Below are 14330 nucleotides of genomic sequence, written 5' to 3'. Positions count from 1 at the left end.
ATGACTTCGATTTCCATACCGACGGACACGGCGGACACGGCGACCGCGGCATCGCCCCGCCAACGCAAGCCCTCCCTGCTGCGCCGCGTCTTCTCGAACGGTGCCGTGCGCACGGGCAGCGCGATCCTGTGCCTCATGGTGCTGCTGGCGGCAGCGGCGCCGTGGCTGTACACCATCGACCCCAACGCCATGGACCCGGCCAACTCGCACCTGTCGCCGGGCGCGCACGCCGAGTTCATGACGCTGGCAGGCGACAGCTTCGAGCGCTTCTTCCCGATGGGCACGGACAGCATGGGCCGCGACATCTGGAGCCGCACGGCCTATGGCGCGCGCATCTCGCTGTCGGTCGGCGTGGCGGTGGCCCTGGGCTCCATCACGCTCGGCATGCTGGTGGGCATGACGGCGGGTTACTTTCGCCGCCTCGACGGCGTGATCATGCGTGTGATGGACGGGATGATGGCGATCCCGGGCATCCTCTTCGCCATCGTGCTGGTCGCGGTCTGGCGGCCCAGCCTATTGACGGTGATCCTTGCCATCGTCGTGCCCGAAACGCCGCGCGTGGCGCGGCTCGTGCGCTCGGTCGTGCTGTCGGTGCGCGAAGAGCCGTATGTCGAGGCGGCCATCGCGCTCGACACGCCGACGTGGAAGCTGATGCTGCGCCACATCCTGCCCAACACGGTGGCGCCGCTGATCGTGCAGGGCACCTTCGTCTGCGCGGCCGCGATGCTGACGGAGGCAGTCATGTCCTTCCTCGGCATCGGCCTGCCCTCGGACGTGCCGACCTGGGGAAACATCATGTCCGAGGGCCGCGCGTATTTCACGTCGCATCCTTCGACCGTGCTGCTGCCGGGCGCCTTCCTCGCGCTCACGGTGCTGGCGGTGAACATGCTCGGCGATGGCCTGCGCGACGCGCTCGACCCGAAGTTCAACAAGCGCGGGAGCTGAGCATGGCAGCCACGCTTTCCTCCATGCCTACCAACACACCCGCCGCGGGATCGCCCTGCCTCGTCGTGCGCGACCTGTGCATCGACCTGCCGAAAGGCGCAGACCGTCCGCATGCCGTTCACGCCGTGTCCTTCGACGTGATGCCGGGCCAGGTCGTGTGCCTGCTGGGCGAGTCGGGCTCTGGCAAATCGGTGATCGCGCAAGCCGTGATGGGCCTCCTGCCCGACTCGCTGGTGCCTTCTGGCGGGCGCATCGAGGTTCTTGGCGAGAACATCCTCGCGGCCGATGCCGCGCACCTGCGCGCATGGCGCGGCGCCCGCATGGCGATGGTGTTCCAGGAACCGATGACGGCGCTGAACCCCGTGATGCGCTGCGGCGCGCAGGTCGACGAAATACTGGCCGAGCACACCGCGCTCGGCGCCGCCGAACGCCGGCAGAAGGTGCTGGCCATCTTCGCGCGCGTCAAGCTGCCGGAGCCCGAGCGCATCTACGACGCCTACCCGCACCAGCTCTCGGGCGGGCAGCGACAACGCATCGTGATCGCCATTGCGTTGATCCTGCGGCCCGCGCTGCTGATCTGCGACGAGCCGACCACCGCGCTGGACGTGACCACGCAGGCCGAGATCCTTTCGCTCATCCGCGAGATGCAGCAAGAGAACGGCACGGCGGTGCTGTTCATCACGCACGACTTCGGCGTGGTCGCGGACATCGCAGACCGCGTGGTGGTGCTGCAGCTGGGCCGGCAGATCGAAAGCGGCCCGAAAGACGACGTGCTGCGCCGGCCGAAGGCGCCCTACACGCGCATGCTGCTCGACGCGGTGCCGCGCCTGGAGCCCGTCTTGCGCCCGCTTGCCGCCGACGCAGCACCGCTGCTCGATGCGCGCGGCGTGACCAAGACCTACCGCTCCGGCTCGTGGCCGGGCAAGCGCCGCACGGTGCATGCGGCAACCGACGTGTCGCTCAAGCTGCATGCCGGCGAAACCGTGGGCATCGTGGGCGAGTCGGGCTCGGGCAAGTCCACCGTGGCCCGCTGCATCGCGCGGCTGATCGAGCCGACTGGCGGCGAGGTCTGGGTGCCTCACATCGACGCGCAGCACGCGCCGCGCGCGCGGCTCTCGGCCTTCCGGCGCATGGTGCAGGTGGTGTTCCAGGACCCGAACCGCTCGCTGAATCCACGCCGCACGGTCGGGCAGTCGATCATCGAAGGGCCGGTCAACTTCGGCCTGTCGCCCCAGAAGGCCTGGCAGCGCGCCGAGGAACTGATGGACCTCGTGCGGCTGAAGCCCGAGGTGCTGCACCGCTACCCGAGCGAGTTCTCCGGCGGCCAGCGGCAGCGCCTGTGCATTGCACGCGCGCTGGCCTGCGAGCCGCAGGTGCTGATTGCCGACGAGGCCGTCTCGGCGCTCGACGTCTCGGTGCAGGACCAGATCCTCAAGCTGCTCGCGGAGATCCAGCAGCGCCTGTCCATCGGCATCTTGTTCATCACGCACGACCTGCGCGTGGCCAGCCAGATCTGCGACCGGTTGATCGTCATGCACAAGGGCCGCATCGTCGAGCAAGGCACCGCGCACGACGTGCTGCTGTCGCCGCAAGAGGCCTACACCCGTTCCCTGTTGGCCGCGGCCCCTGGTCAGGGCTACGCATTCGGACAGGGCTGATGCGCGCGCACCAGCCACCGCTCCGATCAACATCTTCTTCGACCCCCAAAAAGACAACCATGGAAACACCCCTGTACGCCCTGAGCGCCGTCCAACTGCTGGCGCGCTATCGCGACCGCACCCTCTCCCCCGTCGACGTGACGCAGTCGGTACTGGCGCGCATCGAACGCTGGGAGCCGAGCATCCACGCGACCTACGGGCTCGACGCCGAAGCCGCACTGGCCTCGGCCAGAGCCTCAGAAGCGCGATGGAGCCAGGGCGTGCCGCAAGGCGAGCTGGACGGCGTGCCGGTCACGCTCAAGGAAAACATCGCCACGCGCGGCACGCCGTCGCCGATCGGCAGCGCCGCCACGGTGCTGTCGCCCGCCGCGGCGGATGCGCCCGCGGCCGCACGCCTGCGTGAAGCGGGCGCGGTGATCGTCACCAAGACCACGATGCCGGACTTCGGCTTTCTGGGCGCGGCCCCGTCGAGCTTTCATGCGCTCACGCGCAACCCGTGGGACCTGAGCAGGAACACGGGCGGCTCCAGCTCCGGTGCGGGCGCTGCCGCCGCCGCGGGCTACGGCCCGCTGCACCTGGGCACCGACATCGGTGGCTCGGTGCGCATTCCCGCCAACTTCTGCGGCGTGTTCGGGCTCAAGCCCAGCCAGGGGCGCATTCCGGTCGACCCGCCGGCGGCAGCCCGCGTGATCGGCCCGATGACGCGCACCGTTGCCGATGCGGCGCTCTTGATGAAGGTGGTTTCGCGCCCCGACCCGCGCGACTACATGAGCCTGCCGGCCCAAGACATCGCATGGGAGAGCCTGCGCCGCGACGTGCGAGGCCTGCGCATCGGCCTGTGGACCGACACCATGGGCGGCTGGCCGATCGACCCTGAAGTGAAAGACGTCGTGCTGGCGGCGGCACGCGTCTTCGAGCAGGCCGGCGCCATCGTGGAGCCGCTGTCCGACTGGACCACGCTGGACATGCGCATGGGCATGGCGCATTTCTTCACCATGCGTTGCCGCGTCGACCTGGCGGCCATGCCGATCGAGCGCGCCAAGCTGGCGGCCGACTACATCCATGCCGCTGGCGAATACGCGGGCTCGCTCACGCCCGAAGACACCTTCCGTGCCTTCACGCGCATGCAGGCGCTGCGCGCGGCCACCGTGGCCGCCACGCAGCCGTACGACTACGTGCTGTCGCCCGTGTCGCCGGTGCTGCCGTTCGCTGCGGAGGCCATCAACAGCGGCCCCGAGAACCCGCTGAAGGACTCGCACTTCACCTCGGTGTTCAACCAGTCGGAGCAGCCCGCCGCGTCGATCAATTGCGGCTATGCCCGAAGCGGCCTGCCCATCGGCCTGCAGATTGCCGGCCGCCGATTCGACGACCTGGGCGTGCTGCAGATGGCAGCGTTCTACGAGTCCGTGCGCCCGGCACAGGCGCCATGGCCAGAGCCTGTTTGAAGTGATGTAAAGCGAGCCGGCTAGCGCATCGCCTTGTAGCGGTAGACGCGAAAGCCGTCTCTCTGCACGAAGCTGATGGGCTCCCAGCCGCGCGCCAGCGCGCTGTCGGTGATCTGCGCCATCTGCAGGCCAAGGTAGTCCTGCAGGCTGTCGGCCACCGCCAGCTCGAACTTGCGCAGGTCGCGGTCCAGCGCCTCGATTGCCGCGACGGCGGCCTCCACGTCGCCGAAGGGGCGCACCTGTGTCGCCGGGCTGGTGCCGCTGCTGCGTGCCAGGCTGTGCGGCGCCGCGGGCTCCGCGCTGAAGTTGACGCTGGCGCCGCCGTCCATGCCATTGAGGCCGCCGATGCTCATCGATGTCATTTCATGAACCCGATGTCGCGCGGATAGACGATGCCGCTGGGCGCCGTCATGCCGAAGTTCTTGAGGTTCGGCAGGATGCCGTTGAGCCGCTCGTCGGACACGCCGAACCAGCGCGCGAGCGTGGCGGCGTACTGGTCGACCGAGGTGGTCGGCAGCAGGCGGCCCTGCCCGACGTGCCACTGGTCGTCGTCGGCGCTGGTGTTGGTCACGCTCACCGGTGGCGGCGTGCCATAGAACGCCTTGCCCTTCACCGCGCCGCCCACCACGAAGTGATGGCTGCCCCAGCCGTGGTCGGCCCCGTTGCCGTTGCTCGACAACGTGCGGCCGAAGTCCGAAGCCGTGAAGGCCGTGACCTTGTCGGCAATCTGGAAGGCTTCCATCTGCCGCTGGAACGCGGCCATGGCCTCCGACAGCGCGGCCATCAGTACCGGCTGCCGGGTGTCGATGTCGTCGTGCAGGTCGAAGCCGCCCATCGAGACGAAGAACACCTGCCGCTTCAAACCCAGCGCGGTGCGCCCGCGGATCAGGCGCGCGACCATCTTGAGCTGGCTGGCCAGATAGTTGCCGGTGGGGAAGTTGGCCGCGAGGTCGTCCGACTGGATGGCGTCGGTGATCTTGCCCTCGGCATCGACCGCGCGCTTGGTGACCTTGTTGTATTCGTTCTCCAGCGTATGGCTGCGCGGCTGCTGTGCCAGCTGCTGCAGGGCCGCCTTGACCGTGGCCGAGTTGTAGATGTTGCCCGTGGCCCCGCTCACGCCCTTGATGCGCACGGCGCCCCCCGTGCCGACCTGGTATTGCAGCGCCTCGTCGCCCGACAGGAACACGGTGTTGCCCGACACCGAGATGCAGGTGAAGAGCGACGACGCTGTCGGGTTCTGCTCCAGCGCGATGTCGCCGATGTTGCCGCCCCAGCCGATGACAGAGCCTTCGGGCGACGACGATTGCCAGATCGACTGCTGGTCGTTGTGCGAGAACAGCTTGGGCGGGATCGGAAAATCTTTCCGGTTCGGGCCGTTGAACTGCGCGCGCGTGAGCGGCTTGATGAGCGGGCCGACGTTGAGCTGCACCGCCATCTTGCCTTCGTCGAAGAGCGTGGCCAGCTTCGCCATCTTCGAGTCCAGGGCGTACTGGCGGCCGCCCGCGAGCGGCAGCGTGGGCCTCAGTTCGGTGAGCTTGTCCTGCGCCAGGGCGATGCTGCCGCGGATGGTGCTGTACTTCGCGTAGCTCGCGGTGTCGTAGTTGACGACGGTGTTGGCGTAGTCGTTGCCGCCGAAGAGGAAGACGCAGACCAGCGCCTTGTAGTCGTCGCTCGGTGCGGCCTGCGCGGCGGCTTCGCCCATGGCGGCGAGGTTGATCGCAAAGGGCAGCGCCGTGCCGGCCATGGCGAGCTGGCCCGTGCGGCGCAGGAAGGCGCGGCGCGAATGGCCGGCGGGGTCGATGAGGTACATGTGCGAAGGGCTCCGCGTTTATTTCTGGACCAGGTATTCGGGCGAGCCCATCACCAGCAGCACCGCCGCGCAGATGCGGTCGAGCCGGGCGGCGTCGTTGCTCGATGCATTGAGGTTGGGCGTGGTGAGCGCGTTGGCGATGAGCGTCACCGTGGCGGCCGACAGCTGGTTGCCGGTCAGCAGCAGGTTGAGCCGCCGCACCAGGGCCACGGGGTCGAGCACGAGCGCCTTCTCGGCGGCGTAGCTCGCCACCACGTCCTTGCTGTCGAAGCCGTTCTGCAGCATGCCCTGCATGAAGTTGAGATAACTGCCCACGCTGGTTTCGGTGACCAGCTGGAACTCGGGCGCCACCATCTTGTTGGTGGCGATGGTGGTCGACGGCGGCACGTAGCCGGGCCGGAAGAAGTTGAACACCGAGGGCGAACGCAGCGGGCTCTGGCCGAGGCTCAGGCTCGGGTCCGAGGTGTTGCCGATCTTCCAGGTGTCGTTGGCCGACGCGATGCCGAAGGTGCGGCCCCATTGCACGAAGCGCAGCATCGGCTCGCGCAGGCGGCCGAAGTTCGGATCGGAAAGGCCCGCCGGCGAGCGCGCCTCGTCGTCGATCAGCACTGCGGTGAACACGCTCTTCATGTCACCGCGCACGCCCGCGCCGTTGTTGGCGAAGATGTCGGACACGCGCTTGACGTAGGCCGGGCTGGGGTTGCTGGTGACCAGCCGCTGGATCAGTTGCCGGCCGATGAAGGGGCCGGTGTTCGGGTGGTTGAAGAGCGTGTCGAGCGCGATCTTCAGCGCCGCCGGGCCGGGCGTGTTGGCGGGCACCGTGACGCCGAGAAAGCGCGCCTCGCGCATCGAATGGCGCGCGGGGTCGAACTTCATCGGGCGCGTGGTCCATTCGTTGGACTCGATCGAGCCGCCGCCCGGCGGCTTGTAGGCGCCGTACTCGTTGGCCCGGATGTCGAGGTCGTAGCCGGTGAAGACGCGCGCCAGGTTCGACACGTCGTCCTGCACGTAGGTCTCGATCGGCTGGCCGTCGGCACCGGTCTTCGGCGTGCCGTCGGAGTTGAGCTGGTACAGGCCGATGGACATGAGCTGCATGACCTCGCGCGCGTAGTTCTCGTCGGGCTGCCGGCCGTTCGCGTCTTCCTTCCGGTTGTCGCGGGTGTTGAGGTAGAAGCCCATCGCCGGGTTCAGCGTGACGTCTTCCAGCAGCTGGCGGAAGTTGCCGGTGACGCCGGCCACGAGCATGTCCCAGTACTGCGCCATCATGATCACCGGCCAGCTCGAGCCGATCTCGGTGGCCGAGACCACGAAGATCTCGCTGAGCGCAAGGGCCAAGCGCTTGCGCAGCGGATCGGCCGAGGTCATGAGCTGGCGCCAGATCATGGCGTCGACCTCGGTGGGGATGCCGGTGCGGGGGCTCATCCATGCCCAGGCCGTCGGCGCGCGCGGTGCGCCGAACTGCGCGCCGAGCCAGGGCAGGTAGCCCTTGGCGCGCACGTCGGCGATCTCGCTGTCCGAGGCGGAGAACTGGGCCTGCAGCAGGAAGCGCGCGGCCTCCTCGTCGTTCTTGGCTTGCAGGTAGTGGTAGGGGCCGGTGTCGGGCACCGCATCGGGGGGTGTGGGCGGGTTGTCGCCGGTGGCCGGTGGCGGGAAGGGAAAGGCACCGATGCCGCCTCCACCGCCCCCGCCTCCTCCACCGCATGCGGCCAGCACTGCGGCGAGGGAAAACGCCGCCCCGGCCTTCAAGGGCCGGGATGCATCCGGCGTTGTGCGGGCTGCCGTTGTTGCATCTCCCACCGGCACATCGACACGCGCCGCCTCGTCGGCTGCCACGCATGCGCAGCCGGCTTCGATCTGTTCCACCATGTTCCTCGCTCCTGCGGCGCTCCAACGCCGGTCGGGCGATTCAAGGCAAGTGGCATGCCCTGCGGAAATCGCAGAGGGGGTTAGCCCAAAGCAAGGGAATCAGATCTACAAATGTGACTTAATGTGACTTTTTGGTCACTTCCGGAAACAAAAATGGCATGCCAGAAAACTGGCGATGCTTCAGCAAGCCTTCAGCAGGTGGGCGGCCTGGCGGATCCAGGCGCCACGTCGCTCAGTCGCGCTCGTCGTACCAGTCGTCGTTCGGCGGACGGTAGGGATAGCCGGGGCCGTAGTAGATGCGTCCCGGCGGCGGGGTGTAGATCGGCGCCGGGCGGTAATACACCGGTGGCGGCGGCCGGTAGTAGACCGGCGGCGGGTCGTAGTAGACCGGGGCCGGGTACGTGTACACCGGCGGCGGCGCGTAGTACGGCGCCGGGTAGGCACCGATGGCAAGGCCGGGCGTGCCGATCTGCACCGACCAGCTTCCGCGCGCACTGGCCGCGCCGGCGGCCAGCAAGGCGCCAGCGGCCATTGCGCCGATGGCGACCCATTTGAAAACAGAAGAATGATTTTTGAAGTTCACAACGGCTCCAGGGCCAAGGGCGGACAGCGCCCAGGTGGATACGCAACGCCCGATGTATGCATGCGGTGCACCCGCGACGCGCCCGGGTGGTTGCCAAACGTCACCGGTGGCGGGCGGTGCGAAGAGGCGCGTCAGCCGGCGATCTCGCGGCGCGACAGCATCACGTCGCCGCTGGTGGTGCTGAAGGCGATGGTCGGCGCGCTGAAGTCGCTCAACGGTGCGCCGAGGCCGATCTCGCCACGGCCATGCAGCACGCATTCTTCGCGCCGCAATGCGATCTCGGTGCTCGGACCGCCATTGCCGTGGAAGCGGACCCAGGTGCCATAGGTGCTGACGTCGATCAGCACGCAACTGCCCTGCCGCACTTCGATGCGCGCGTGCAGCCGCGAGACACGGGGGTCGTTGACCACGAACTGCGCGTCGTCGACGCGCCCGAGGTGGATCGGCAGTTCTTCGGTACGAAACATCGAGCGAACGTCGAGCCACGCCAGCTCGATCTGCCCGAATGAAGAGTCGGGCATCCTCAGGGGCGCGAGCGCGGCCGGCACGGTCAGGAAAGAGGTCACGTCTTCCTGCCAGTCGATGCGATGCACCACCGACATTTCGCTGCGGCCGCGGATGTTGATGAGGCCAAGGTCGCGATGCTGCACGCCACCTTCGCGCAGTTGCGAGATCACGGCATCGGTCACCCAGATCTGGCCCGGCCCGGCCAGGTCGCTCAGTCGCGAGGCGAGGTTGACGGCGTCGCCGTAGCAGTCGCCCTCCACTTCCACCACTTCGCCGCTCGCCACGCCGATCTGCAATGCCATGCGAAGGGGTGCCGGCCAGACGAGCAGCCGCTTCTGGTGATAGCGCTGCAATTCGATGACCGCGTGCGTGGCGGCGGCCCCGCTCGAAAAGATCGCGAACACACCGTCCCCCAGTGACTTGACCACCCGGCCGCCGTGCGCCTGGCAGACGCCACCGATCCATTGAGTAAGTCGCGTGACCGTTTCGGTAGCCCGTGCATTCCCCATGGCCTCGAAGACCCTGGTACTCCCCGTCAAGTCCGCGAATACGACTGTGGAATTGACACCCATACTGTTGTGATTCTCTCTTGCGATCTCTGGTTGATTATGGTCAAGGCTCCTCACATTTCTCTGCAAGCGGTTTCCTCGGCATTCGGCCAGACATACAAGGAACGCTCCGCATCACTCCCTTGTTGACCATATGTATACGCTCGTAACAGCCCGGTGGATGCCCTGAGGGCATCGATCACATGTAGTACTTTGGGAAACAAATCACAAATATCGGTGAAAACGTGAAGTAAAGCGTGTTGTTTTACAAACAAGAAACACTGTTTCTGATCTTGTGCAACGGTGAACTGAGGCTTAAGGTAGCGGCCGTCCCTGCTTCCGGCAATACGCTTTTTGTCACATGCCCTTCCGCCGCATTCTTCGTCTGCTGAACCTGCCCGGCTTCGGTTCCCGCCAGGTGGCAGAGAGCCAGCTGGGACGCATCCGGACAGCCATGCTTTCGGCGCTCCAGGGCCGCAGCGGTCACTCGGTCCAGCGTGTCAGCCAGCGCGTGCGCTTCGCGGTGGACATGGAAGCGCTCTGGTATCTGCGCCAGGACGTGATGATCGCGCTCAGCGACATCGACGGTGAATCGGCCGCCCGGCGCCAGATGAAAGCCATCAACAGCATGTTCAAGGGCGGTCTGCCCGGCTCGATGGGGCCGCGCGCTCACCAGCGCTTCACCAACAACGGCTGAAGCCGTCCGGCGGCCCGTCCGTGGCCGCCCTCGTTTCCGTGGCGGCTTCGCGCTCTTTTTTCAATGGGCGTGATGGTGATGGTCGTGGCGCGCGTGATCGTCGTGCGAATGGTCATGCCGATGTCCCCACACCAGGAACACGTCACGCCCTTCGGCCGCCATCGACACCTTCGCGCCCACGGGCAGCAGCACCTTCGTCGGCACGTGCCCGAACGGCAGGCCGGCCAGCACCGGCACCTTGAGCGTGGCGCGCAGGCGGTCGATCACGGTGTTCAGCCCGAACCCACGGTCGTAGCCCGGCACCTTGCGGATGCCGGTGAACTGGCCGAACACGATCGCGCGCTGGCGTGCGAGCACACCGGCCAGCTTCAGCTGGTCGAGCATGCGCTCGATGCGGTACGGGTGCTCGTTGGTGTCCTCGATGAACAGCACGCCCTTGTCGATGGCCGGAAAGTACGGCGTGCCGAGCAGGCTGGTCAGCACGCACAGGTTGCCACCCCACAGCACCGCGTCTTGCACGGGCTTGAGCTTCAGCTCGGCATCGCGTGCCGGCATGCGCCAGCCGGTGCCTTCGCCCTGCCCGCTCAGGAGGTCGTCGAAACAGGCTTCCATGATGTCGTCGGGGCCGTCCTCCGCACCGAAGTCTTCGCCGACCGCGGGGCCCGACCAGGTGACGGCACCGGTCTTGGCAAGCAGCGCGTTCTGCAGCGCGGTGAAGTCGCTGCAGCCGACGAATTCGGTGCCCTTGTCGATCGCCTTGGCCACGGCCTTGTACGGAATCGCATCGAGGATGCGCGTGAGGCCGTAGCCACCGCGCGCGATGAGCGCCACGTCGGCGCCGCTGGCGGCCGCGCGTGAAATGGCGGCCAGCCGCGTGGCGTCGTCGCCCGCAAAGCGCTGATGCACCGAGAGTGCCGCGTCGTCGACTTCGACTTCATGACCGAGTGCCTCGAGCCGCTTCACGCCACGCCGGAAGGCGGCTTTGTCGCGGATGGCACTGGAGGGAGAGTAGATGTAGATGTGTTTGCTCACGAGGTCGAGTATCCCATTGCGTTGCGCGCCTGCAGGGCCAGCGCGCGGGCCTGAACCGGTGTCGGGCCCGAAGAAGAAGCGATGGGGCCGAGCGCGCGCAGCGCGGCTTCGTAGCCCCGATCGGGAAAGGGTGCGCGCCATGCGTCCTTGATGCGCTCGCCGCCTTCCGGCGCCACGAGCGTCGCCGCGAAACGCGCACCTGCCGCAGCCTGCAGCAGCGATGCAAGCGCGGTGGCCGCCGCGCTGTGCACCAGCACCATCGGCCCCGGCTGCACGCGGTCGAGCCATTTGAGCAGCACGTCGCGATGCCATTTGAGGGTGTGCGTCGCCTCGCGCTTGGGCTTGTCGCTCTTGCCGAAACCGATCAGGTCGGGCACCAGCGTGCGCAGTCCGGGCGCGCCGACGAGGTGCCGGAAGAAGTAGCCCCACTCGCCCGGACCATGCAGGCACAGGCAGCAGGCGAGCGGATCGCCCTGGCCGCTTTCGTCCACGTACTGCAGGCGCCAGCCTTGCAGGCCCGGCAGGTCGTACACGTGATGCGGGGCAAAGGCGTAGTCGTCCAGCGCGGCAAAGCGCTCTGCCGGCGTGCGCAGCGCGTCGTCGCGCAAGGGCTCGGCCTGCTCGCGCGCGATGCTGCGGCGCTGCTGGAAGAAGGCTTGCAGCACGCCGGCGCATTCATCCGCCAGCACCCCGCCCTGCACCTGCGTGCGATGGTTCAGGCGCGGCTCGGCAAAGAGATCGAGCACCGAGCCGGCCGCACCGGTCTTCGGGTCGGTCGCGCCGAACACCACGCGCGCCAGGCGCGAATGCAGCATGGCGCCCGCACACATGGCGCAGGGCTCCAGCGTGACGAACAGTTCACAGCCGTCCAGGCGGTAATTGCCGAGCGCGGTGGCACCGGCACGCAGCGCATTGATCTCCGCGTGCGCGCTCGGGTCGTGCTGCGCCACGGGCGTGTTGCGCCCGGTGGCGATGAGCTGGCCGTCCTTGACCAGCACCGCGCCGACCGGCACCTCGTCCGCTTCGGCCGCAAGGCGCGCCTCGGCCAGCGCCAGCGCCATCCAATGCGCGTCGTCGTTTGTGTTGTTGTTCGGTTGCGAGGGCAATGCGTTCTCAGTTGTCATCCGGCAGCTTGCGCGCCTGCGCGGCCGCGTCGAGCGCTTGCTTGACCTGTTGCTGCACTTGCTGCGCCTGGTCGCGCACCGTGGCCGGCGCCTCGCCCGCCGCTGGCGCCGCAACACCGGGCACCGTGGGCAATGCGGCCGAAACACCGCCCCCCATCTGCTTCTTCGCGATCAGTCCGACGATCAGCAACGCCAGCACGAGTCCGATCAACCCCAGCGCGCGCATTTCAGCGGGCCTCCGTCGCGGGCGCTTCGGCGTTCATGCCGAGGCGGTCCATCCACACGGCCAGTGCCTTCTCGTCCGGCGTGCCCGCGCTGTAGACCGCGTGCATCGCGGCATGCGATTCGCGGCGGTGCTGGTTGAGCTTGACCTTGCATTGCAGCGCCGTCACGCGCAGCTCGAAGCCGACGATGCCGGCCAGCATCTTGAGCTGGAACTCCTCGCCCAGGTCGCGCCACTGCTGCGCGTAGGCGGGCTCGTGATCGCCGATGAGCTTCTTGAGCAAGGCGTCCTTGGCGGCCGGCTCCTCGACCAGCCGGGCCTCGACGGTGCAATGGACCGCCAGGTAGTTCCAGGTCGGCACGCGCGCCAGATCGGGATAGACCGAGGGCGACAGGTACGAATGCGGCCCGAGGAAAGTCGCGACCGCCTTCGGCCGCGCCTGCAGGTAGCGCCAGTGCGGATTGGGCTTGGCGCAATGGCCCCACAGGACCAGCTCGTCGCCCTCTCGCGGCTCGGCCACCAGCGGCAGGTGGGTGACGTACGGCAGGCCGTCGTCGTCGTTCGAGATCAGGCTCGCGAACGGGTGCAAGCGGATCAGCTCCAGCGCGATGGCCGGGTCCTTGGCATTGAACTGCGGGGGCATGTACATGGGACGGGTTCCTCGTGGCGAGGCCCGATTGTCCTCGAGCCGCGCTACTTTGCGTGCGCGGCCTCCAGTTGCCTGACCATGGCGGTGTAGCCCCGGGCCCTGGCCAGTTGCAGTGGCGTGTTGCCCTGCCGGTCGACCAGCTTCAGGTTGGCACCCGCGTCGATGAGCGCGGCCAGCGTGCGCTGATGGCGCGGTCCGCCGTCGCCGAGCACGATGGATTCGATGGTCGCGGTCCAGTGCAGGTTGTTGACGTGGTCGAGCGGCGCGCCGGCCGCGATCAGGCGGCGCACCACGTCGTCGTGGCCCAAGTGCGCGGCGGCGATCAACGCCGTGCCGTCGTAGCGGCTCGTGGTCTGCCCGGCCTTTGCGCCGAGCGACAGCAGCAACGAAAGCGTGGCCACGTCGTCGGCCACGGCCGCGATGGTCACCGCGTCGTAGCGGTCGTCTTCGAGCAGGTCGAGGTTGGCGCCGGCCTTGGCCAGCAACTTCACCGCATCGCGTTGCCGCGCATAGGTGGCGACATGCAAGGGCGTGCGGCCGCGCGGGTCGCGCGCATCGAGGCTGGCGCCTGAAGCGATCAGCGCCTTCAGCTTGGGCAGGTCGCCATGCCAGGCGGCCCGGTGCAGCCCGTCGTAGGCCAGCACCTCGGCCGCCAGCGGCGGCACCTGTGCGGACACGCCGGCCGATGCGCCCAACCCGAGCGCCACCGCCAACACCGCCGTCCAGGCACCGCGCGCCGTCATCAGAGCTGGCCCTTGACCTTGTCGATGGCCGCGTTGGCGCACTGCTCGTCGAGGTTGCCGCCCGGCGCACCGCCCACGCCCACGGCGCCGATCACTTCGTTGCCCGACTTCACCGGCACGCCGCCGCCCAGCAGCAGGAAGCCCGGCAGGTACACGAGGTTCGCGGCGCCCGGGTTCTTCTGTGCGCCTTCCATCATGGCTTGCGTCGGGCTCTTGGCCGAGGCCGAGGTCCAGGCCTTGCGCTCGCTCGATGCCAGCGTGTGCGGGCCGGCGTTGTCGGCGCGCTGCACGGCACGCACGGTGCCGGCGCGGTCGACCACGGTGGCCGCCACGTTGTAGCCGTTGGCTGCGCAGGCGGCCACGGCTTCGGCCGCGATCTGGTTGGCCAGTGCGAGCGAGATGTTCTTTTCGGTGCGAACGGCCGGCGCGGGCGACTGGGCCTGGGCGGCGGATGCGGCGAGCAGAACGGCGAGGCCGCCGAGGCGAAGGATCGAATGCAT

At 68.0% G+C, this 14330-nt stretch carries 15 protein-coding genes; 4 read left to right on the top strand and 11 right to left on the bottom strand.

Features of this window, described 5'->3' with window-relative positions:
• The 3 genes from BLQ28_RS12670 to BLQ28_RS12660 are packed head-to-tail and all read left to right on the top strand — an operon-like array spanning position 1 to position 4048.
• Positions 1 to 945: an ABC transporter permease gene (locus BLQ28_RS12670; RefSeq protein WP_093239637.1), complete on the top strand. Its 945-nt coding sequence runs from the start codon at positions 1 to 3 to the stop codon at positions 943 to 945.
• Positions 946 to 968: 23 nt separating this feature from the next.
• Positions 969 to 2603, top strand: coding sequence for a dipeptide ABC transporter ATP-binding protein (locus tag BLQ28_RS12665; protein ID WP_093241582.1), 1635 nt, complete (start codon positions 969 to 971; stop codon positions 2601 to 2603).
• Between the two features lie 59 nt (positions 2604 to 2662).
• Positions 2663 to 4048 (top strand): amidase, encoded by a 1386-nt coding sequence (locus tag BLQ28_RS12660; RefSeq protein WP_093239635.1) that lies wholly within the window; start codon positions 2663 to 2665, stop codon positions 4046 to 4048.
• Positions 4049 to 4068: 20 nt separating this feature from the next.
• On the opposite strand, the gene BLQ28_RS12655 is transcribed toward BLQ28_RS12660, so the two are convergent.
• The 5 genes from BLQ28_RS12655 to BLQ28_RS12635 all read right to left on the bottom strand — a co-directional run bounded on the left by BLQ28_RS12655 (position 4069) and on the right by BLQ28_RS12635 (position 9386).
• Positions 4069 to 4401 (bottom strand): hypothetical protein, encoded by a 333-nt coding sequence (locus BLQ28_RS12655; RefSeq protein ID WP_256327279.1) that lies wholly within the window; start codon positions 4399 to 4401, stop codon positions 4069 to 4071.
• Positions 4402 to 4406: 5 nt separating this feature from the next.
• Positions 4407 to 5858: a DUF1501 domain-containing protein gene (locus BLQ28_RS12650; protein WP_093239631.1), complete on the bottom strand. Its 1452-nt coding sequence runs from the start codon at positions 5856 to 5858 to the stop codon at positions 4407 to 4409.
• Positions 5859 to 5876: 18 nt separating this feature from the next.
• Positions 5877 to 7724, bottom strand: a complete 1848-nt coding sequence (locus BLQ28_RS12645) for a DUF1800 domain-containing protein (protein ID WP_093239629.1) — start codon at positions 7722 to 7724, stop codon at positions 5877 to 5879.
• 232 nt (positions 7725 to 7956) lie between these two features.
• Positions 7957 to 8307, bottom strand: a complete 351-nt coding sequence (locus BLQ28_RS12640) for a hypothetical protein (protein WP_093239627.1) — start codon at positions 8305 to 8307, stop codon at positions 7957 to 7959.
• 131 nt (positions 8308 to 8438) lie between these two features.
• Positions 8439 to 9386 carry an adenylate/guanylate cyclase domain-containing protein gene (locus BLQ28_RS12635; protein ID WP_093239625.1) on the bottom strand — a complete coding sequence of 316 codons (948 nt, stop codon included), beginning with the start codon at positions 9384 to 9386 and terminating at the stop codon, positions 8439 to 8441.
• Between the two features lie 337 nt (positions 9387 to 9723).
• Between BLQ28_RS12635 and BLQ28_RS12630 the strand changes: the two genes are divergently transcribed.
• On the top strand, positions 9724 to 10059 hold the full coding sequence (locus tag BLQ28_RS12630; protein ID WP_093239624.1) for a hypothetical protein: 336 nt from the start codon (positions 9724 to 9726) through the stop codon (positions 10057 to 10059).
• A 60-nt stretch (positions 10060 to 10119) separates the two neighbouring features.
• Here BLQ28_RS12630 and BLQ28_RS12625 read toward each other — a convergent pair whose 3' ends face one another.
• From BLQ28_RS12625 to BLQ28_RS12600, 6 genes are read right to left on the bottom strand one after another with little or no spacing between them, the layout of a single operon-like run.
• Entirely contained in the window at positions 10120 to 11091 is a 972-nt protein-coding gene (locus BLQ28_RS12625; RefSeq protein ID WP_093239622.1) for an LD-carboxypeptidase, read from the bottom strand.
• Entirely contained in the window at positions 11088 to 12215 is a 1128-nt protein-coding gene (gene tadA, locus BLQ28_RS12620; RefSeq protein WP_093239621.1) for a tRNA adenosine(34) deaminase TadA, read from the bottom strand. The genes BLQ28_RS12625 and tadA overlap by 4 nt, the downstream gene beginning before the upstream one ends.
• The gene (locus BLQ28_RS12615) at positions 12205 to 12441 is read right to left on the bottom strand and encodes a hypothetical protein (RefSeq protein WP_093239619.1); all 237 of its coding nucleotides are present in this window, start codon (positions 12439 to 12441) and stop codon (positions 12205 to 12207) included. Before BLQ28_RS12615 ends, tadA begins: the two co-directional genes overlap by 11 nt.
• A 1-nt stretch (position 12442) precedes the next feature.
• Positions 12443 to 13087: an FMN-binding negative transcriptional regulator gene (locus tag BLQ28_RS12610; protein WP_093239618.1), complete on the bottom strand. Its 645-nt coding sequence runs from the start codon at positions 13085 to 13087 to the stop codon at positions 12443 to 12445.
• Positions 13088 to 13131: 44 nt separating this feature from the next.
• Complete coding sequence (locus BLQ28_RS12605) at positions 13132 to 13830, bottom strand: ankyrin repeat domain-containing protein (protein WP_093239616.1); 699 nt, start codon at positions 13828 to 13830, stop codon at positions 13132 to 13134.
• A complete protein-coding gene (locus BLQ28_RS12600) occupies positions 13830 to 14330 on the bottom strand; it encodes a GlcG/HbpS family heme-binding protein (protein WP_093239615.1) in 501 nt (166 codons plus the stop codon). Before BLQ28_RS12600 ends, BLQ28_RS12605 begins: the two co-directional genes overlap by 1 nt.

This window comes from Variovorax sp. EL159, from assembly GCF_900100965.1.
GTDB lineage: Bacteria > Pseudomonadota > Gammaproteobacteria > Burkholderiales > Burkholderiaceae_C > Variovorax.
This window is presented reverse-complemented; position numbering and strand designations above follow the sequence as displayed.